The 19,525-nt window shown below is 67.8% G+C and carries 16 protein-coding genes; 12 read left to right on the forward strand and 4 right to left on the reverse strand.

Annotated features, from left to right (window positions below; genetic code table 11):
- The 10 genes from OS124_RS26530 to OS124_RS0109530 form a co-directional block, all read left to right on the forward strand.
- Nucleotides 1-118, forward strand: a 118-nt coding sequence (locus OS124_RS26530; protein ID WP_010139312.1) for a helix-turn-helix domain-containing protein, incomplete at its 5' end; no start/stop codon positions are given.
- Nucleotides 115-2,058: a sensor histidine kinase gene (locus OS124_RS0109490; protein WP_237708098.1), complete on the forward strand. Its 1,944-nt coding sequence runs from the start codon at nt 115-117 to the stop codon at nt 2,056-2,058. The genes OS124_RS26530 and OS124_RS0109490, both read left to right, overlap by 4 nt.
- A gap of 276 nt (nt 2,059-2,334) precedes the next feature.
- Nucleotides 2,335-4,038 carry an OFA family MFS transporter gene (locus OS124_RS0109495; RefSeq protein WP_010139314.1) on the forward strand — a complete coding sequence of 568 codons (1,704 nt, stop codon included), beginning with the start codon at nt 2,335-2,337 and terminating at the stop codon, nt 4,036-4,038.
- A gap of 80 nt (nt 4,039-4,118) precedes the next feature.
- Nucleotides 4,119-6,413, forward strand: a complete 2,295-nt coding sequence (locus OS124_RS0109500; protein WP_010139315.1) for an FdhF/YdeP family oxidoreductase — start codon at nt 4,119-4,121, stop codon at nt 6,411-6,413.
- Entirely contained in the window at nt 6,410-6,700 is a 291-nt protein-coding gene (locus OS124_RS0109505) for a hypothetical protein (protein WP_010139317.1), read from the forward strand. The genes OS124_RS0109500 and OS124_RS0109505 overlap by 4 nt, the downstream gene beginning before the upstream one ends.
- The gene (gene fdhD, locus OS124_RS0109510) at nt 6,697-7,521 is read left to right on the forward strand and encodes a formate dehydrogenase accessory sulfurtransferase FdhD (RefSeq protein ID WP_010139319.1); all 825 of its coding nucleotides are present in this window, start codon (nt 6,697-6,699) and stop codon (nt 7,519-7,521) included. Before OS124_RS0109505 ends, fdhD begins: the two co-directional genes overlap by 4 nt.
- Nucleotides 7,522-7,655: 134 nt before the next feature.
- A complete protein-coding gene (locus OS124_RS27410; RefSeq protein ID WP_168161457.1) occupies nt 7,656-7,826 on the forward strand; it encodes a hypothetical protein in 171 nt (56 codons plus the stop codon).
- A gap of 192 nt (nt 7,827-8,018) precedes the next feature.
- Complete coding sequence (locus tag OS124_RS0109520; RefSeq protein ID WP_010139321.1) at nt 8,019-8,783, forward strand: ion transporter; 765 nt, start codon at nt 8,019-8,021, stop codon at nt 8,781-8,783.
- 239 nt (nt 8,784-9,022) lie between these two features.
- Complete coding sequence (locus tag OS124_RS0109525; protein ID WP_010139323.1) at nt 9,023-9,571, forward strand: cytochrome b; 549 nt, start codon at nt 9,023-9,025, stop codon at nt 9,569-9,571.
- Between the two features lie 545 nt (nt 9,572-10,116).
- Nucleotides 10,117-13,743 (forward strand): vitamin B12-dependent ribonucleotide reductase, encoded by a 3,627-nt coding sequence (locus tag OS124_RS0109530; RefSeq protein WP_010139325.1) that lies wholly within the window; start codon nt 10,117-10,119, stop codon nt 13,741-13,743.
- A gap of 253 nt (nt 13,744-13,996) precedes the next feature.
- Here the strand turns inward: OS124_RS0109530 and OS124_RS0109535 are convergent, their stop codons facing one another.
- From OS124_RS0109535 to OS124_RS0109545, 3 genes are all read right to left on the reverse strand, one after another.
- The gene (locus tag OS124_RS0109535; protein WP_010139326.1) at nt 13,997-15,520 is read right to left on the reverse strand and encodes a helicase HerA-like domain-containing protein; all 1,524 of its coding nucleotides are present in this window, start codon (nt 15,518-15,520) and stop codon (nt 13,997-13,999) included.
- A 150-nt stretch (nt 15,521-15,670) separates the two neighbouring features.
- Nucleotides 15,671-16,129 carry a disulfide bond formation protein B gene (locus OS124_RS0109540; protein WP_010139327.1) on the reverse strand — a complete coding sequence of 153 codons (459 nt, stop codon included), beginning with the start codon at nt 16,127-16,129 and terminating at the stop codon, nt 15,671-15,673.
- Nucleotides 16,126-16,704 (reverse strand): YqaA family protein, encoded by a 579-nt coding sequence (locus OS124_RS0109545; protein ID WP_010139328.1) that lies wholly within the window; start codon nt 16,702-16,704, stop codon nt 16,126-16,128. Before OS124_RS0109545 ends, OS124_RS0109540 begins: the two co-directional genes overlap by 4 nt.
- A gap of 368 nt (nt 16,705-17,072) precedes the next feature.
- On the opposite strand from OS124_RS0109545, the gene OS124_RS26795 reads away from it, so the two are divergent.
- Nucleotides 17,073-17,312, forward strand: a complete 240-nt coding sequence (locus OS124_RS26795) for a hypothetical protein (RefSeq protein WP_010139329.1) — start codon at nt 17,073-17,075, stop codon at nt 17,310-17,312.
- Between the two features lie 217 nt (nt 17,313-17,529).
- Here the strand turns inward: OS124_RS26795 and OS124_RS0109555 are convergent, their stop codons facing one another.
- Nucleotides 17,530-18,507, reverse strand: coding sequence for an NAD-dependent epimerase/dehydratase family protein (locus OS124_RS0109555; protein WP_138919483.1), 978 nt, complete (start codon nt 18,505-18,507; stop codon nt 17,530-17,532).
- 120 nt (nt 18,508-18,627) lie between these two features.
- Between OS124_RS0109555 and OS124_RS0109560 the strand changes: the two genes are divergently transcribed.
- Nucleotides 18,628-19,521: a LysR family transcriptional regulator gene (locus OS124_RS0109560; protein ID WP_010139331.1), complete on the forward strand. Its 894-nt coding sequence runs from the start codon at nt 18,628-18,630 to the stop codon at nt 19,519-19,521.
- The last annotated feature ends 4 nt before the right edge of the window (nt 19,522-19,525 follow it).

Genomic DNA, 19,525 nt, shown 5'->3' on the forward strand with positions numbered 1-19,525 from the left:
CCATATCCTGCGCGTGCTGGATGCCTGCGGCGGCAACCGGGCCGAGGCCTCGCGCCGGCTGGGGGTGGCGCGCAAGACCATCGACCGGAAATGCCAGGCCTGGGGGCTGACCTCGTGACACGGGTCCGCCTGCGGTTGCTGGTGCTTGCACTGCTGCCGATGGTGGTGCTGCTGCCGCTCCTGCTGGGGCTGACCGTCACCCGGCTGGTGCACCGCTCGGACGAGCTGCTGATCGAGAAGGTTGCCAGCGACCTGCGCGTGGCCGAGGGCTATTTCCGCGAGATCGAGAACGCCCAGGCGCTCAGCGTCGCCTCCCTTGGCCAGTCGCAGCGCTTCGCCGAGGCCCGCGGCACCGCCACCGCGCTGCTGGCGCGCGAGCGGGTCGGCCTGGGGCTGGATTTCCTGGTCTATGCCCCCGAGGGGCTTGCCGCCCTCGCCATCTCGGCGCTGGAGGACCTGGCCCCGCCGCCCGCCGCCGGGACCAGTGCCGTGCTCGCGCTGCTCTCGCCGGGCGATCTGGCGCGGCTTGGTCCCGACCTGCCGGAACGGGCGCGGATCGAGATCCGCCAGACCGCCAATGCCCGCCAGACCGAACAGGATGCCGAGTTGCGCGGCATGGTGCTGGTCTCGGTGCATCGCCTTGGCGCGGGGCAGGCGGTGCTGGTCGGCGGGCGGCTGCTGAACCGCAACCTCGACATCATCGACACGATGAACAGCCTGATCTACGCCAACCGCAGCACGCTGGACCCGCGCGAGGGCACGACGACCCTGTTCCTCGAAGACGTGCGGATCTCGACCAACGTGCGCCTCTTCGAAGGCGAGCGGGCGCTTGGCACCCGCGTCTCCGAGGACGTCTGGGCGCAGGTGCTGGGCGAGGGGCAGCCCTGGCTGGACCGCGCCTTCGTGGTCAACGACTGGTACATCTCGGGCTATGTCCCGCTGGAAGATGTCAGAGGCGACCGCATCGGGATGCTCTACACCGGCTTCCGCGAGGCGCCGCTGGTCGCCGAGCGCAACCGCACCATCCTGATCCTCGCCTCGGCCTTCATCGGGGTGATCCTGGCCTCGGTGCCGATCTTCCTGAAGCTGGCCAGCGGCGTCTTCGAACCGCTGGAACAGATGACCGAGACCATGTCGCAGGTCGAGGCGGGGGCGCTGGATGCGCGGATCGGCCGTGTCTCTTCGGGCGATGAAATCGGCGAGGTGGCGCGCCATCTCGATCGCCTGCTGGACCAGGTCGAGGAACGCGACGACGCCCTGCGTGGTTATGCCGAGGGGCTCAACGCCGAGGTCGAGGCCCGCACCGAAGAGCTGCGCGAGGCCAACCGGCGGCTGGAAGAGACCTTCGCCCAGCTGGTGATCAAGGAGAAGCTGGCCTCTCTGGGCGAGGTGACGGCGGGGGTGGCCCACGAAATCAACAACCCCGTCGCGGTGATCCAAGGCAACCTCGAGCTGCTGCGCGACGGTCTGACCCCTACACAGCGCGAGGACCTGCGCATCGAGCTGGAGCTGATCGACGGGCAGACCGCCCGCATCAGCCGCATCGCGGGCAAGCTGCTGACCTTCTCGCGGCCAAGCGAGATGTCGGACGGGCCAACCGAGATCCAGGTCGGCGAGGCCGTCGACAGTGCCCTGCTGCTGGTCGGCGCGGACCTCAGGCGCGGCGGGGTGACGGTCGAGGTTTCCCATGCCGCCGCCCCGGCGGTGGCGATGTCCGAGGGCGAGTTGCAACAGGTGCTGGTGAACCTGTTCATCAACGCGGTGCAGGCCATGCAGCCCGGCTGTCACCTGCGGGTCGGCACCGGGCCGGCACCCGGGGGCGCCGAGATCGTGGTGGCGGATGACGGGCAGGGGATGTCCGCCGAGGTGCTGGCGCAGATCTTCGATCCGTTCTTCACCACCAAGCGGGCGCGCGGCACCGGGCTGGGGCTGTCGATCAGCCGCACCCTGGTCGAACGCGCCGGGGGAACGATCCGCGCCGAGAGCCGCCCGGGCGAGGGGACGACCTTCTTCGTCACGCTTCCCGCGGGATCCGGCGGGGTGGACAATTTGTCCTGACACCTTTGCGGGAGCGACGTGAAAGTGGACATTTTGTCCGCAAGGCCCCGCCTCTCATAGGGGGCAAAGTGGACATTCTGACCTTTCTGCGCTGCGGCTAAAGTCATCTAAAGCTATGTTTTAAAACAATAAATAAGATTGACGGCCTGACTTTGCCAGTGCAATGGCTGCGGCATAGGGTCTCGGATGCCGCTGTACACAAAGCTGCACGGCACGGACCCGAAAAAAGGGGGGAGAGGAGCCCCCAATGGCAGCGACAACATCGGAGGATTTCCCGTGTCACAAGCACCAGCAGGGCCGCTCGGCTTTCTACGCAAGGAAAACATCGTAGCCCCGGATGGCTACAACCGCTGGCGGGTTCCCCCCGCCTCGATCGCGATCCACCTCTGCATCGGCTCGGTCTATGCATGGTCGGTCTTCAACCCGGCGCTGACCCGTGAACTGGGCGTCGTGGCCCCCTCGGCCAGCGACTGGTCGCTAAGTTCGGTGGTCTGGATCTTCTCGGTCGCCATCGTGACGCTGGGCCTCTCGGCGGCCTTCGGCGGCAAATGGCTGGAAAAGGTCGGCCCCCGTTACGTCGGCGCGGTTGCGGCCTGCCTCTGGGGCGGCGGCTTCGTCATCGGCTCGTTCGGGATCTCGATGCACCAGCTCTGGCTGGTCTACCTGGGCTACGGCATGCTGGGCGGCATCGGCCTGGGGCTTGGCTATGTCTCGCCCGTGTCGACGCTGATCCGGTGGTTCCCCGACCGGCGCGGCATGGCGACCGGCATGGCCATCATGGGCTTCGGCGGCGGCGCGATGATCGGTGCTCCGCTGATCCAGTGGCTGCTTGACCTCTATTCCACCGCACCGGATTACCTCGGCGCCGAGGGGGCCGTTTCGCTGGTCACCGAGAACGGCCGCCGCTTTGTCGAAACCGCGGGCGGAATGGTCGAAGTGGTCGTCGCCTCGGCCGCGCAGGCTGCCGATTTCGGCGGCGAGGCCGGCGTCTACGCCGTCGGCACCGGCAGCACCGGTGCCGCCTCGACCTTCCTGACCCTGGGCATCGGCTATTTCATCGTGATGATGACCGCCGCCTTCCAGTACCGCGTGCCGCGCAGCGGCTGGAAACCCGCCGGATGGGAGCCCAAGCCCGCCGCCGGCGGCATGGTCACCCGTGATCACGTGCATATCGACCAGGCCCACAAGACGCCGCAGTTCTGGCTGCTGTGGATCGTGCTCTGCTTCAACGTGACCGCCGGCATCGGCGTGATCGGCGTGGCCAAGACGATGATCAACGAGATCTTCGGCGACCTGGCCATCGTCACCGCCTCCTTCGCCGGCACCTACGTGCTGATGATCTCGGTGTTCAACATGGTGGGCCGCTTCTTCTGGGCCTCGACCTCGGACTTCATCGGGCGCAAGAACACCTACCACTGCTTCTTCGTCATCGGCACGGTCCTCTACTGCACGGTGCCCTTCTTCGCGGCTTCGGGCGGCGTCCCGGCGCTGATCGGCTTCTACGTCGCGACGATGATCATCTTCACCATGTACGGCGGCGGTTTCGCGACCATCCCGGCCTACCTGGCGGATATCTTCGGCACCCTGCATGTCGGCGGCATCCACGGTCGCCTGCTGACCGCATGGTCGACCGCAGGCGTCCTTGGGCCCTTCGCGATCACCTTCCTTCGCGAACGCTCTAAGGACAGCGCCATCGCCGACCTGGCCAGCGTCGTCGACCCGGCGACCTTCACCGAGAAGTTCGGCGCCCCGGTCTCGCAGCTGAACGAACTGGTGGCGGCCAATACCGTGACCATCGCGCGGCTGATGGAGATCGCCCCGGGGGGCACCGTGGATCCGACCTCGACGCTCTACAACACGACGATGTTCGGCATGGCCGGCCTGCTGGTGATCGCCTTCTTCGCCAACCTCATGGTGCGTCCGGTCAAGGAAAAGCACCACGTGACGAAGACCCATCCCGACGCCGTCCCGGCCGAGTGATCCTGACCAACCCCGGGGCCGCCTCTGGCTAAGGAGGCGGCCCTGCACTATATCTATCTTCTCTCCAGGGAGGCAGCGTCATGTCGGAGTCGGACAACATCAGAGAACCCTCGAAGGCCGCAGGCGGCTGGGGGGCGTTGAAAAGTGTGGGGCGCCAGCTCATGGGCTCCGGCGCGCCGGTGTCCAATGCGCGCACCCTTCTCAAGCTGAACCAGGCTGACGGCTTCGACTGCCCCGGCTGTGCCTGGGGCGACCCCGAGCACGGCTCGTCCTTCGAATTCTGCGAGAACGGCGTCAAGGCCGTGGCCTGGGAAGCGACCCGGGCCCGCGTGACGCCGGAATTCTTCGCCAAGCATTCCGTGTCCGAGCTGCAGGGCTGGACCGACTACGACCTGGAACATCAGGGCCGGCTGACCCAGCCGATGCGCTACAACCCCGAGACGGACCACTACGAGGCCGTCTCCTGGCAAGAGGCCTTCGACGGAATCGCGACCGCGCTGAACGCGCTGGACCATCCGAACCAGGCCGAGTTCTACACTTCGGGCCGCGCTTCGAACGAGGCCGCCTTCCTCTACCAGACCTTCGTGCGGCTCTTCGGGACGAACAACTTCCCCGATTGCTCGAACATGTGCCACGAGGCCTCCGGCGTCGCCCTGACCCAGGCCATCGGCATCGGCAAGGGCACCGTGCTGCTGGAAGACTTCGAGAAGGCCGACCTGGTCTTCTGCGTCGGCCAGAACCCCGGCACCAACCATCCCCGGATGCTGGCCTCGCTGCGCGAGGTGGTCGAGCGTGGGGCGCAGGTCTGCGTGCTGAACACGCTGAAGGAAAAGGGCCTGACCCGCTTCGCCGATCCGCAGGAGAAGCTCGAGATGATCCGCGGCGGCTCCGAGCCGACCTCGACCCATTACTACCGGCCGCGCCTCGGCGGTGACATGGCGGTCTTCCGCGGCATGTCCAAGGTGGTGCTCGAGGCCGAGGACCGCGCGCAGGCCGAGGGCCGCCCGGCGATCCTCGACCACGCGTTCATCCGCCAGCACACCACCGGCTTCGACGCCTGGTGCGCCATGGTCCGCGCCACCGACTGGGACCACATCGAGGACCAGTCCGGCCTGACCCGCGACGAGATTACCGCCGCCGCGCAGCTCTATATCGACGCCGAGCGGGTGATCACCACCTGGGCCATGGGCATCACCCAGCACCTGCACTCGGTGCCGACGATCCGCGAGATCGCCTCGTTCATGTTCCTGCGCGGCAATATCGGACGCGAGGGCGCGGGACTCTGCCCGGTACGCGGCCATTCCAACGTGCAGGGCGACCGCACCGTCGGCATCAACGAAAAGGCGCCCGCCGCCCTGCTGGACGCGATGGAAAAGGAACTGGGCGTCCCGCTGCCGCGCGAGAAGGGGCACAACGTGGCCCAGGCCATCGGCGCCATGCTGGATGGCAGCGCGCGGGCCTTCTTCGCCCTGGGCGGCAACTTCGCCCGTGCCGTGCCGGATTCGACGCTGGTGGCCCAGGCCCTCGGCAGGCTCGACCTGACGGTCAACATCGCGACCAAGCTGAACCATGGCCACCTGATGCCGGGCAAGGTCTCTTACGTGCTGCCCTGCCTCGGGCGCACCGAGATCGACCGCAACTCGCGCGGCGAGCGGCAGATGGTCACCGTTGAGGATTCCATGTCGATGGTGCATGGCTCGGGCGGGATCAACCTGCCGGCCTCGAAAGAGCTGCTGTCCGAGGTGCGCATCATCGCCGGTGTCGCCAAGGCGACGCTTGGCTCTGAGGTGGTCGACTGGGATGCCCTGGGCGATGACAACGACAAGATCCGCGACATGATCGCCAGGGTCCTGCCGGCCTTCGGCGACTTCAACAAGGCGGTGCGCCAGCACCGTGGCTTCTGGCTGCGCAACCCGGCCTCCGAGCGGGAATGGAACACGCCTTCGGGCCTTGCCAGCTTCGGCGAGGAAGACCTGCGTGATCTGACCGAATGGCAGCAGGTGAAGGGCCAGCAGGCGACCTTCGTGCTGCAGACCTTCCGCAGTCATGACCAGTACAACACGACGATCTACGGCATGGACGACCGCTATCGCGGCGTCTACGGGCTGCGCGAAGTGATTTTCATCAATCCCGCCGACATCGAGGGCATCGACGCCGAAGCCGGGGATCTGGTGGATATCATCGGCTGCCACGACGACGGTCGCCTGCGCGCCTGCCGTGGCTTCCGGGTCGTTCCCTACGACATTCCGCGCGGTTGCATCGCGGGTTACTACCCCGAGATGAACGAACTGGTGCCGCACCAGACCTATGGCGACCAGAGCTTCACGCCGACCTCGAAGAGCGTCGTGGTCAGGATCGAACGCCACCAGCCATGAGCGACCGCCTCGTCGACCTGAGCGACCGCATCGCCGCCAGCGGACTGGGGTTCCTCAGTCCGATGGGGCCGGTGCTGCTGGCAGCCACGGCCCTCGGGCTGGTGGCCGACACGCGCAGCTTCGCCCGGCTGTTCGAGGTGGCCCATGCGCTGGTGATCCGCGAGGCGGTCAGCCTTGATGCGGACCTGGGACTGCTGGCGACAGAGGATCGCGACGAGAAGTCCCGCCGCCTGTTCCTGTCGCTGACCGAGGCCGGCGCGGCCCTGACCGGCGGGGCAGTGGCATGAGCGGGGAGGGACGGACTCCGCCGCTGCCCGCGGCCTCGGCCATGGCGCCCGCGTCGCGTCTTGCCGCGGGCTCCGCGCCCGAGCCGACAGAGCATTGCCTGGCCGCAGAGGTGCCCGTCGCCGTGGTCTTCAACGGCTCGACGGCGGCGGTGATGATGGCCTCGCCGCAGGATCTGGGCGACTTCGCGCTTGGCTTCGCGCTGACCGAAGGCTTCATCACCGGCGCCGGCGATGTCGAAAGCTTCGAGCTGATCGTCCATGACAATGGTGTCGAGGCGCGCTTCTGGGTGCCCGAGGCGCTGGCCGAGGTCCATGCCGCGCGGCGCCGCGCCATGATGGGCCCGATCGGCTGCGGTCTCTGCGGCATCGACAGCCTGGACCAGGCGCTGCGCGACGTGCCACGGGTCGGTCCGGGGGTAACGCTGGACACCTCCGAGGCGCTCTCGGCCACCGAGGCGCTGCGGGTGCACCAGCCGCTGCACGACCGGACCCATGCGATCCACGCGGCCGGGTTCCTCGTGCCGGGGCAGGGGCTGACCTGCGCCCGCGAGGACGTGGGGCGGCACAATGCGCTGGACAAGCTGATCGGTGCGGTCATGGCGGGGGGCGGCGACTGCGCGGGCGGTGCGATCGTGCTGACCTCGCGGGTCTCGGTCGAACTGGTGCAGAAGGCGGCCATGGCCGGCTGCGCCACGCTGATCGCCGTCTCGGCGCCCAGCCTGCTTGCGGTGCGGACCGCCGAGGCGGCGGGCCTCACGCTGGTCGCGCTCAGCCGTCGCGGGGCGGCCTCGGTCTTCTGCCATCCCGAACGGCTGCGCTAGCCACCGCCTCGGCCACGGTCCGCCTGTTCCTGCCGCCGGGGCGGCCCTGCCTGCGCCCCGGGATGCGGATCGCCCCGCTTTGTGCTACCCTCCTGCGGCCGCTGCCGTTCCGGCAGGCGGAGAGAGGAGGACCCATGCAATCCATCGATGCATCCCGTCAGGCCAGCGCGCTCTATCGCGCCCATGGACCTGCGGCAGAAGTCGAGGTCGCCGCGAAGATCCGCGCTTGCGACGCCAAGGGGCTGCGCCAGGAGGCCGAGGACTGGCGCCTGATCCAGCGCGCGCTGCGCGAATTGCGCCACTAGGGACAACACCGCGCGTCCCCGGCGGGGGCGCGCACCTCGCATGCCGCAGGCCCCGCGGGGCGCGAAACGCGGCGATGCGCAGCGCTTCGCGCAGGGCTGGCCACCATTGCCCGGCGATCTCGCAGGTGGCTCTGGAAACCGCGCGGGCAAGGCTCTAGATGGCGTGGGACCCCATCAGGAGCAGACCCCACGATGCGCCAGCGCCTTTCCGACATCCTCGACCACCCGACAACGCGGTATGCGATCATGGGGGTGATCCTGTTCAACGCGGTCATCCTGGGGCTGGAGACCTCGCGGCCGGTGATGAACACGGCCGGGGGGCTGATCGTCGCGCTGGATACCGCCTGCCTGGTGATCTTCGTGGCCGAGATCCTGGCCAAGCTCTATGCCCGTGGGCTGCGCTTCTTTCGCGATGCCTGGAACGTCTTCGACTTCCTCGTCGTCGGCATCGCCCTGGTGCCGGCCGCCGGGGCGCTCTCGGTGCTGCGGGCGCTGCGGATCCTGCGGCTGCTGCGGGTGATCTCGGTCGCCCCGACGCTGCGGCGGGTGGTCGAGGGCTTCATCTCTGCCCTGCCGGGGATGGCCTCGGTCTTCCTGCTCATGGGGGTGATCTTCTACATCGCGGCGGTCATCGCCACCAAACTCTTTGCCGCCAGCTTCCCCGACTGGTTCGGCAGCCTCGGCGCCTCGCTCTACACGCTGTTCCAGGTCATGACGCTGGAAAGCTGGTCGATGGGGATCGTGCGCCCGGTGATGGAGGTCCACCCCGAGGCCTGGATCTTCTTCGTGCCCTTCATCCTGATCACCACCTTCGCCGTGGTGAACCTTGTCGTCGGCCTCATCGTGAACTCGATGCAGGATGCCCATGCCGAGGAATCCAATGCGGCCACCGATACCTACCGCGACGAGGTGATCCGCCGCCTGGCCGCCATCGAAGAGCGGCTGAACCAGCGCTGAGACCGGCGGCGGCGCGGCCAGTCCGCTGTGCCGGTGCCGTGGAAACGGGCACCGGCACAAGGGGGCAAGCCGCCGCGCGCAAGGTGCGCCCCGATCTTTGCGGATCACGGATTCTTTTCTTTCGGTTGAGCCCCGCAACCCGCTAGGGAAACCCCAGCGGGCGGCACCCATGCTTCAGGCACCTGGCCCGACTTCACCAGATAATCCCGACACATCACTCTCGGAAGATGGAGACAGAGATGCCGGAAACTCGAAGCGGGCTGGCGGACAGCCCGGACAGGTATGGTCTGCTCAGCCGGATCTTTCACTGGGCGCTGGCGGCCCTGATCGGCTGGCAGTTGCTGGGCATGGTGCTGAAGCTGATCCTTGGCCGCCATCCGGTGGTGGCGGTCTTCGTCGGCCAGCACCAGCCCCTTGGCGCGCTGATCTTCGTGCTGGTGGTCCTGCGGCTGGTCTGGGCCCTGGCCAATGCGCGCCGCCGTCCCCCGCATGAGCCGGGCGTGGCCGGACTGCTGGCCCGCGCCGCCCATGGCACGCTCTACCTGCTGATGCTCGCCGTTCCCGCCCTGGCGCTGCTCAGGGCCTGGGGCGGGACGCGCGGGCTGAATGTCTGGGGCTGGCAGGTCTTCGCGCCGCGCGAAACGGCGGTGGACTGGGCAGCCTCTCCGGCGGTGGCGCATGGCCCGCTCGGCTTCCTGCTGCTGGCCCTGATCCTGCTGCATGTGGCGGCGGCGCTCTGGCATCGCCTCGTACTGCGCGACGCGGTCCTGTCGCGGATGGCCGGCTGAGACCGCCAGGCGATTCTGTCCGACGCGAAAAACGGGAGGCCGAGGTGCCTCCCGTTGTCATTTCCGCAGGGCCGCCCTTGCCGGAAAGGAGGGGCTCTGCCGGCTCAAATCATGGGCAAAGCGCGGCGCCTTGCCGCGCAGCGACACTCTCGCGTGGGTTGCGTTGCGGGTGTGCCACTTCAGGACAAACCTGAGGCTTCGGGGGAAATCGACTGATGGCAAACGCTTTTTCCCGCATCGGGGACAGGGGCCAGAATCGGCGCCGGGGGCAAGCATCGCGTCAAGGCATTTTTCTGCGAGAACTCCGTTGAAATAGAGTTCCAAATACCGCAGATTGTTACGGCGGGCGGGGTGTCCACTAGATGTAGTGAGCTGCGCGGCAAGACAACACATCGCGATCAGGGTCCGTCCCATGGACCGGAAGCCGGCGTCCGCGCCGGTTGGCGTGCGGTCTTGCGCGTCCCGGTTGCACAGTTCGGATCGGAGCAGCCGACGTCGGGGCCTCTGGTTCGTGGACAGGAACCAGTTATTGGGGCGTAGCAGTCATGAAGATCGAACGCAGGTTCACCCGGGCGGGGCAGGACGCCTATGCGGGTATTCCCTTCATCACCACCACCAGCGAGATCCGCAACCCGGACGGCACGGTGGTCTTCCGTCTCGAGGCGCTGGAAGTGCCCGAGAGCTGGTCGCAGGTGGCCTCGGACGTCATCGCGCAGAAGTACTTCCGCAAGGCGGGCGTGCCCTCGAAGCTGACCCCGGTGCGCGAGAAGGGCGTGCCCGAGTTCCTCTGGCGCTCGGTCGCGGCCGAGGGCGCGGAGCTGGGCGGCGAGACCTCCTCGAAGCAGGTCTTCGACCGGCTCGCCGGGGCCTGGACCTACTGGGGCTGGAAGGGCGGCTACTTCTCGACCGAAGCGGATGCCCGCGCCTACTACGACGAGATGCGCTACATGCTGGCCACCCAGCGGGCGGCGCCGAACTCTCCGCAATGGTTCAACACCGGGTTGCATTGGGCCTATGGCATCGACGGTCCCGCGCAGGGGCACTACTACGTCGATTTCAAGACCGGCAAGCTGACCCGGTCGAAGTCCTCCTATGAACATCCCCAGCCCCATGCCTGCTTCATCCAGTCGGTGAAGGACGACCTGGTGTCGGAAGGCGGCATCATGGACCTCTGGGTGCGCGAGGCGCGGCTGTTCAAGTACGGCTCGGGCACCGGCACCAACTTCTCGAGCCTGCGCGCCGAGGGCGAGCGGCTGTCGGGCGGCGGCAAGTCCTCCGGCCTGATGGGCTTCCTGAAGATCGGCGACCGGGCGGCGGGCGCGATCAAGTCCGGCGGCACCACCCGGCGGGCGGCCAAGATGGTCATCGTCGACGCCGATCACCCCGATATCCAGGATTACATCAACTGGAAGGTGAAGGAGGAACAGAAGGTCGCCTCCATCGTGGCCGGCTCGAAGATGCACGAGCAGAAGCTGAACGGCATCTTCGCGGCGATCCGGCAATGGGACGGGGCCGAGGCTGACGCCTACGACCCCGCCGCGAATGCGGGCCTGAAGAGTGCGGTGCGCGAGGCGAAGAAATCCGCCATCCCCGAGACCTACATCAAGCGCGTGCTGGACTACGCGCGCCAGGGGTATGACAGCATCGAGTTTCCAACCTATGATACCGACTGGGATTCCGAAGCCTATGCCTCGGTTTCTGGGCAAAATTCGAATAACTCTGTCCGCGTTACCGACGCCTTCCTGGAAGCCGTGCGCAAGGGCGACGACTGGGCGCTGATCAACCGCACCGACGGGTCCGTCGCCAAGACCATCAAGGCACGTGACCTCTGGGAAGACATCGGCCATGCCGCCTGGGCCTGTGCCGATCCGGGGATCCAGTTCCACGACACCGTCAACGCCTGGCACACCTGCCCCGAAGACGGCGAGATCCGCGGCTCGAACCCCTGTTCCGAGTACATGTTCCTGGACGACACGGCCTGCAACCTGGCCTCGATGAACCTGCTGACCTTCCTCAAGGACGGCAAGTTCCAGGCCGAGGACTATATCCACGCCACGCGCCTCTGGACCGTGACGCTGGAAATCTCGGTGACCATGGCGCAGTTCCCCTCGAAGGAAATCGCGCAGCTGTCCTACGACTTCCGCACCCTGGGCCTGGGCTATGCCAATATCGGCGGCCTGCTGATGAACATGGGCTATGGCTATGACAGCGACGAGGGCCGCGCCCTTGGCGCCGCGCTGACCGCGATCATGACCGGCGTTGCCTATGCCACCTCGGCCGAGATGGCGGGCGAACTGGGCCCGTTCTCGGGCTACGAGCGCAACGCCAGGCACATGCTGCGCGTGATGCGCAACCACCGCAACGCCGCCTATGGCGCGACCGAGGGCTACGAGGAGCTGGCCGTCAAGCCGGTGCCGCTGGATCTGGGCAACTGCCCCGATCAGGATCTGGTGACGCTGGCGATGGCCAGCTGGGACGAGGCGCTGCGCCTTGGCGAGCAGCACGGCTACCGCAACGCCCAGACCAGCGTGATTGCCCCCACGGGCACCATCGGCCTGGTCATGGACTGCGACACCACTGGCATCGAGCCCGACTTCGCCCTGGTGAAGTTCAAGAAGCTGGCTGGCGGCGGATACTTCAAGATCATCAACCGCTCGGTTCCTGCCGCGCTGGCCAAGCTGGGCTACAGCCCCGCGCAGGTGGAAGAGATCGTCTCCTACGCCGTGGGTCACGCCAGCCTGGGCAACTGCCCCGGCATCAACACCACCTCGCTGGTCGGCCATGGCTTCGGCCCGGAAGAGCTGAAGAAGGTGGACGGGGCGCTGAAGTCGGCCTTCGACATCCGCTTCGTCTTCAACCAGTGGACGCTTGGCGAAGAGTTCTGCACCAAGACCCTGGGAATCCCGGCGGCCAGGCTGAACGATCCCAGCTTCGACATGCTGCGCCACCTCGGTTTCACCAAGGCCGAGATCGACGCCGCCAACGACCACGTCTGCGGGACCATGACGCTCGAGGGCGCGCCCTTCCTGAAGGAAGAGCATTACGCGATCTTCGACTGCGCCAACCCCTGCGGCAAGAAGGGCAAGCGCTTCCTCTCGGTCGAGAGCCACATCAAGATGATGGCCGCGGCGCAGTCGTTCATCTCGGGTGCGATCTCGAAGACCATCAACATGCCCAACGATGCCACCATCGAGGACTGCAAGGCGGCCTATGAGCTGTCCTGGTCCCTGGGCGTCAAGGCCAATGCGCTCTACCGCGACGGCTCGAAGCTGAGCCAGCCTCTGGCCGCCGCGCTGGTCGAGGATGACGACGAGGCCGCCGAGGTGCTGGAGACCGGCACCCCGCAGGAAAAGGCCGCCGTTCTGGCCGAGAAGGTGATCGAGAAGATCATCGTCAAGGAAGTGGCCCGTGGCCGCGAGAAGATGCCGATGCGCCGCAAGGGCTACACCCAGAAGGCCAGCGTCGGCGGTCACAAGGTCTACCTGCGGACGGGCGAATACGAGGATGGCTCGCTTGGCGAGATCTTCATCGACATGCACAAGGAAGGCGCCGGTTTCCGGGCGATGATGAACAACTTCGCCATCGCGGTCTCGGTCGGTCTTCAGTACGGCGTGCCGCTGGAAGAGTTCGTCGATGCCTTCACCTTCACCAAGTTCGAACCGGCGGGCATGGTGCAGGGCAACGACAGCATCAAGAATGCGACCTCGATCCTCGACTACATCTTCCGCGAGCTGGCCGTCAGCTACCTTGACCGCACCGACCTGGCCCATGTGAAGCCGCAGGGGGCCTCCTTTGATGACGTGGGCCGCGGCGAAGAGGAAGGTGTCAGCAATATCAAGGAGATGAGCGAGAGCGCCGCAACCCGCTCGCTTGAGGTTCTGAAGCAGATCAGCTCGACCGGCTACCTGCGCAAGCGCCTGCCGCAAGAGTTGCTGGTGATGAACGGCACCGTGGGCGAGGCGGTCGCCAAGGCGCCGCAGGCCGGCGTGGCGGCGGTGGCGACCTCTTCGGTGGCGATCTCTGCCGGGGTGACCTCGATGGATGCGCGCGCCAAGGCCAAGATCCAGGGCTACGAGGGCGAGGCCTGCGGCGAATGCGGCAACTACACGCTGGTCAGGAACGGCACCTGCATGAAGTGCAACACCTGCGGCGGCACCTCGGGGTGCAGCTGAACGGATGAGGGCAGGGGCGCGGCAGGGTCCGGGGATCCCGCCGCGCCCGACCCGGAAAGGAACGTCGGCCGGGACAGGCATGGCACGTCGAGCAGTGTGCAGAGAGAGCCCGGCCGGATTGACTGGAGGGAGGGGGAAGCCCCTCCCTCTTTTCTGCTGCGGGGCAGGGACTGCGCGGTCAGGGCCTGTGCGGGCGGGCTCGGTGCGGTGCAGGTTCCGAGTGGGGCCGGGCGGCTGTCGGCGCCGCGCCGCCTCAGCGGCGGCTGAGGCTGCCGAGGATGCCGCGCACCAGCGCCCGGCCGACCTGCGTCGAGACCGAGCGGATCATCGCCTTGGCCGCCGCCTCGCCGACGCTCTGCCGGTTCGAGCTGCGCCGCCGCGTGGTNCGGGGCATGGAATAGCTTCGGGCGCTGCGCGCCTCGCGCTTCGCCCGGGCCTCGTCTTCCTTCTCGCGCGCCTCGCGGGCCTCTTCTTCTTCGCGCTGGCGGGCCATGTCCTCGGCGCGGCGGGTCAGCACCTCATGGGCCGAGTCGCGGTCGATCGCCGTATCGTAGCGCCCGGCGACGGGGCTGACCTGCATCACGCCGCGGCGCTCGGCCTCGGTCACCGGGCCGAGGCGCGAGGACGGCGGGCGGATCAGCGTGCGCTGCACGATCCCCGGAACGCCCTTGGCATCGAGGAAAGAGGTCAGCGCCTCGCCCACGCCCAGCTCGGTGATCACCGTCTCGGTGTCCAGATCGGGGTTCTGGCGGAAGGTCTGCGCCGCGACACGCACCGCCTTGGCATCCTTGGGCGTATAGGCGCGCAGCGCGTGCTGCACCCGGTTGCCAAGCTGGCCCAGCACCTCGTCGGGCACGTCCTGCGGGTTCTGGGTGACGAAGTAGACCCCGACCCCCTTCGAGCGGATCAGGCGCACCACCTGGGCAATCCGTTCCCGCAGCGCCTTCGGGGCATCGTCGAACAGCAGGTGTGCCTCGTCGAAGAAGAAGACCAGCCGGGGCTTTTCGGGGTCGCCGACCTCGGGCAGGTCCTCGAACAGTTCCGAGAGCAGCCAGAGCAGCACGGTGCCGTAGACGCCGGGCGACAGGATCAGGTCATCGGCGGCAAGGATGTTGACGTAGCCGCGCCCGTCGCGGGTGGTGCGCATGAAATCGCCCAGCTCAAGCGCCGGTTCGCCGAAGAAGTGCTCGGCCCCCTCGGCCTGCAGCTTCAGCAGGCGGCGCTGGATCGCGCCGACCGAAGCGGCGCTGACATTGCCGTATTCCCTGCGGATCTCGTCGGCGTTCTCGGCCAGGTAGCTCAGCATCGACTTCAGGTCGTCGAGGTCCAGCAGCATCAGCCCCTGGTCGTCGGCGACCTCGAAGGCGATGAACAGGACGCCCTCCTGAGTCTCGTTCAGCTCCAGCAGGCGGCCCAGCAGGGTCGGACCCATCTCCGAGATCGTGCTGCGCACCGGATGGCCCTGCTTGCCGAAGACATCCCAGAAGATCACCGGGCAGGCCTCGTAGGCGTAGTCGTCAAGGCCGATGGTGGCGGCGCGCTTTTCCAGGAAGTCCTTAGAGGTGCCCGGCTGGCTGAGCCCCGAGAGGTCGCCCTTCACATCGGCAACGAAGATCGGCACGCCCTGCGCCGAGAGCCCCTCGCAGAGGATCTGCAGGGTCACCGTCTTGCCGGTGCCGGTGGCGCCGGCCACCAGACCGTGCCGGTTGGCGCGCTTCAGGTTCAGCCACTGGCCGTCCCCGGCGCCGCCCACGAAAATGCTGTTCTCTTCGGTCATTCCGACTGCCCTCTTGCTTCAGGGCAGCTTTCCACGCGGCGGCGGCGCGGGCAAGATCCCGCGTGCGCCGCGCCGCGTGAAGGGGGACGTTGGCGTAGGGTGGGTGCAACCCACCTGGGCCCCGACGTGCCCGTCACTCTGTCCTGGCGCTCAGTCCCTGCGGAAGGCCCAGAGCCAGACCCCGACCAGCACCAGCGACAGCAGCGCGTTCCAGCTCGCCATGGACAGGCCGAGGAACTGGAAGGCGACCTCGTCGCAGCGGATCAGCGGTGCCGACATGATCTGGTCAAAGAGCTGATCGGCGCTGACCGATCCCGTTCCGGACGAGGTGCAGGAGGTCGGGCCTTCGAAGATGTCGCGCTCGACGCCGGTGTGATAGAGGCCGATGCCCGCCGTCACCGCCGCCGCCAGCGCGCCCAGCAGGGCCAGCAGCCGCTGTCCGGTCGCCACGGCGGCCCCGGCGATCACGATCGCCGCCAGGTGCGGCCAGCGTTGCAGCAGGCAGAGGTGGCAGGGCGCCAGCCCGCCAAGGAACTGCGAGCCCAGGGCGCCCAGCAGGAGGGCGGCGGATCCGGCGCCTGCAAGCGCCGTCTTCAGTCGGAAAGTCATAGATATCTCAATACCAGGAAGCCGGCGAGGAGAATGACGAAAAACACCGTGAAGACAAGGCCGAGGCGCTTCTCGATGAAGTCACGAACGGGTGAGCCGAATTTCCACAGCAGCCCGGCGATGATGTAGAAGCGCAGGCCCCGCGCGATGATCGAGGTGATGACGAAGGTGCCCAGAGACATGCCGGTCCAACCCGACATGATGGTGATGACCTTGTAGGGGAAGGGCGTGATGCCGGCGCCGAGGACGGCCCAGAAGCCGGCGTCGTTGAAGCGCTGGTTGAACTCTTCCATGGCATGGCCCTTGCCCATGCTCTCGAGGATCGGCTGGCCGATGCTGTCGAAGGCGAAGGCGCCGATGGCATAGCCCAGCATGCCGCCGGCGACCGAGGCGGCCATGGCGACACCGGCAATGGTGAAGGCACGTGAGGGCCGCGCGATGATCATCGGAATCATCAGCAGGTCCGGCGGGATGGGAAAGAACGAGCTTTCCACGAAGGCCACCAGGGCCAGGACCCAGAGCGAGTGGGGATGATCCGCCATGCGGATGGTCCAGTCATAGAGCCGTCTGATCACGCAGATCTCCTTTGGCCGGGCAGGGTGCCTGATTCTGGCGTTGTTTTCCGGTGTGTGTGGCGGGTGCCGTATCGGGGCGGTGCCTGCAGTGGCCAAGCCCGGGGGCCACGCGGCCCAGAGACCACGCGGCCGCGGAGGGGTCAAGCGATGGCAGGCCGGAAGGTGCCGGCACGGTCGCCCGGGGCGGGCTTGTGCCGCGAAGGGGGCAGCCGGCCTATCCGAAGGGATAGGATCCTGTCCGATCTTGCCCTTCGCTCTCCCCTTGCGCCTCTCCCCGGGCGTGCCGGCGGTCGGTAAAAGAAATGCAACAGGGCGACGACACGGCCCGCATCGGACAGGACGGCCCAGGGCCGCAGAGGAGAGAGACAATGCGCAACAAGATCACCCGTGACCGCAACGTGACCCTCGACATGCTGACCTCTGCCGTCGATGAGGCCATGCAGCAGCTGGCCGCCGTGCCCGCCGAGGAAACCTCGGCCCGCGTCGCCCGCCGCGTTCTCGACAGCTCGGGCGTCTACGCCCTGCGCCAGGCCCTGTCGCGCCGGGGAGGCATCGCCCGCCTGCCGCGCGAAAGCGCCGAGGCCCTGCAGGCCGCCTGCCTGGCCTGATCACCCATTCCGCTCACGGAACAGGGGCCTGACCCGCGCCTCGCTTCACAGGAAGCAAAGCGGGTCACCTTGCCCCCGATCCCGCCCCGGATCAGCAGGGGCTGAGCGACCGGCCCCGGCCCGCCGGTCTTCGGGGCCTCCCATCCAAGAAGATTCCTGACCCGTCGCATCCGCCGTCCGGCCCCCGGTTGGTCAGCCGTTTCCCCCGGCAGGGTGGTCAGGCGGTCCGGACCTCGGGCTGCGCGCCCTGCGGCAGGCAGCCAAGCTCTGCAAGGCTGACGCGGATCGCGTCGTCGAGCGGAGTGCGTGGCTCTGGTCCGATCAGCGCTTCGAGGCGGTGGTTGTCCAGCCGCACGGGGTGGCGCCAGTAGGGCGCGATCTCGGCCGCCTCGCGGGGGAAGGCCGCGAAGGGTGCCGCCAGCCGCAGGGCCCACCAGGGAAAACGGATCACCGGCAGGTCGCGGCCCGCCACGCGCCGGATGGCCTCGACCATCTGGTGGCCGTCGGTATCCTGGAACCCGGCGAACTGCACCTCTTCGAAGGCATGCTGCGGGCCGGGCTGGTCCAGCAGCCGGGCGGCCGCCTCGGCAAGGTCCGGCAGGTAGGCCCAGCTGTGCCCCGGCCCCCGTGCGGGGGTCACGATGCGGCGCAGCGGACGTCCCGGGCGGATCATGGCCTGCGAGAACCAGCTGGAGCGGCTGCCGGGGCCGAAGAAGTCACCGGCGCGCAGGACAAGGACCGGCACCTCCTGCGAGGCGGCCCTGAGGCGGGCTTCCAGCGCCACGCGGATGCGGCCCTTGCGGCTGTGCGGCTGCTGCGGACTGCGCTCAGAAATCACCGGCACGCGGGCCGGGTCGAAGTTGTAGATGGTTCCCGGCAGCAGGATCCGCGCACCCTCTGCCCGGGCGGCGGCAATGGTGTTCTCGATCATCGGCAGCACCAGCCGGTCCCAATGGCGATAGTTCGGCGGATTCACCGCATGGACGATCACCGAGACCCCCCGGGCCGCGCGCGCCACGTCCTCGGCCTGCATTGCGTCGCCCCGGACCCAGTCGATGCGCCCCGCGCCTGAGGGCATCACCTGGCGCGCCATGCCGCGCACCTGCCAGCCGTGCCGCAAGAGCGCCCCGGCGATACTGCCGCCGATGCCCCCCGTGGCCCCGAGGACCAGGGCCTGCTTTCCTGTCATTGTCATCGCGTTTCCTTTCCTGGGGTTGCGCACTGCCGGGCCGATCCGCCGGACCATCCAGAGGGTGCCCCGGAAAGGGTGTGAAAGAGAATTGCAAGAATTCCTGCATCGGATAGAGAGAAATTTATGAGTACACCGATCTCCTGGGACGATCAGCGGATCTTCCTCGCCATCCTGGAAGAGGGCAGCCTGTCCGGCGCCGCGCGCCGCCTCGGCCTGTCGCATCCGACCGTGCGCGCCCGTCTGGACGGGCTCGAACGGGCGCTGGACACGGTGCTTTTTACCCGCTCCGCCAGTGGCCTGACCCCGACCGCGGCGGCGCTGTCGCTGCGCGAGCCGGCCCGGGCCATGGCCATGGCGTCAGAGCTTTTCGTGCGCCAGGCCTCGGGGCCGGAGGGGGGCGTGGCGGGGACTGTGCGGATCAGCGTGCCGGACCTGATGGGGATCGAAGTGGTGCCGCAGATGCTGACCGCGTTGCGGCAGGCGCATCCGGCGCTGCGGATCGAGCTGGAGCTGAGCAACCGGCCGGCCAATCTTCTGGCGCAGGAGGTGGACGTCGCCGTGCGCACGGTGGCGCCAACCCAGGCCGCGCTGGTGGCGCGCCGCGTCGCGGAGATCCCGCTGGGGTTCTTCGCCGCCCGCGACTACATCGCCCGCCGGGGAATGCCGCTGACACCCGAAGACCTTGCCTTGCATGACCTGATAGGTCCCGACCGTGCCGCCGCCGACCTGGCCATGGTTGCCCGCCTCGCTGTCTTCGGCGGCCTGCCCGGGTTCGCGCTGGCCTGCGACAACCACCCGGCGCACCTTGCAGCGGCCCGCGCCGGTCTGGGCATCGCCGCCACCCAGGTTCCGGTCGGAGCGCGCGATCCACAGCTGGTCCGCGTTCTGCCGGACCTGGAGCTGGAGCGGCTGCCGGTCTGGATCGAGATGCACGAAAACCTGGCGCGTCTGCCGCGGGTCAGGGCGGTCTTCGATCACTTCGTCGAAAGCTACAGGGCGTTGATGCGCGCCGGCTGACGGA

It is taken from the genome of Oceanicola sp. S124, from assembly GCF_000220565.1.
Taxonomy (GTDB): Bacteria; Pseudomonadota; Alphaproteobacteria; order Rhodobacterales; family Rhodobacteraceae; genus Pseudooceanicola.

What these genes read in the sequence shown, in the direction of transcription:
- OS124_RS0109500 (WP_010139315.1), top strand. Translation starts at nt 4,119, where the DNA reads ATGTCGGAGTCGGACAACATCAGAGAACCCTCGAAGGCCGCAGGCGGC.
- OS124_RS0109505 (WP_010139317.1), top strand. Translation starts at nt 6,410, where the DNA reads ATGAGCGACCGCCTCGTCGACCTGAGCGACCGCATCGCCGCCAGCGGA.
- OS124_RS0109560 (WP_010139331.1), top strand. Translation starts at nt 18,628, where the DNA reads ATGAGTACACCGATCTCCTGGGACGATCAGCGGATCTTCCTCGCCATC.
- OS124_RS0109530 (WP_010139325.1), top strand. Translation starts at nt 10,117, where the DNA reads ATGAAGATCGAACGCAGGTTCACCCGGGCGGGGCAGGACGCCTATGCG.
- OS124_RS0109520 (WP_010139321.1), top strand. Translation starts at nt 8,019, where the DNA reads ATGCGCCAGCGCCTTTCCGACATCCTCGACCACCCGACAACGCGGTAT.
- OS124_RS0109555 (WP_138919483.1), bottom strand. Translation starts at nt 18,507, where the DNA reads ATGACAATGACAGGAAAGCAGGCCCTGGTCCTCGGGGCCACGGGGGGC.
- OS124_RS27410 (WP_168161457.1), top strand. Translation starts at nt 7,656, where the DNA reads ATGCAATCCATCGATGCATCCCGTCAGGCCAGCGCGCTCTATCGCGCC.
- fdhD (WP_010139319.1), top strand. Translation starts at nt 6,697, where the DNA reads ATGAGCGGGGAGGGACGGACTCCGCCGCTGCCCGCGGCCTCGGCCATG.
- OS124_RS0109540 (WP_010139327.1), bottom strand. Translation starts at nt 16,129, where the DNA reads ATGACTTTCCGACTGAAGACGGCGCTTGCAGGCGCCGGATCCGCCGCC.
- OS124_RS0109525 (WP_010139323.1), top strand. Translation starts at nt 9,023, where the DNA reads ATGCCGGAAACTCGAAGCGGGCTGGCGGACAGCCCGGACAGGTATGGT.
- OS124_RS26795 (WP_010139329.1), top strand. Translation starts at nt 17,073, where the DNA reads ATGCGCAACAAGATCACCCGTGACCGCAACGTGACCCTCGACATGCTG.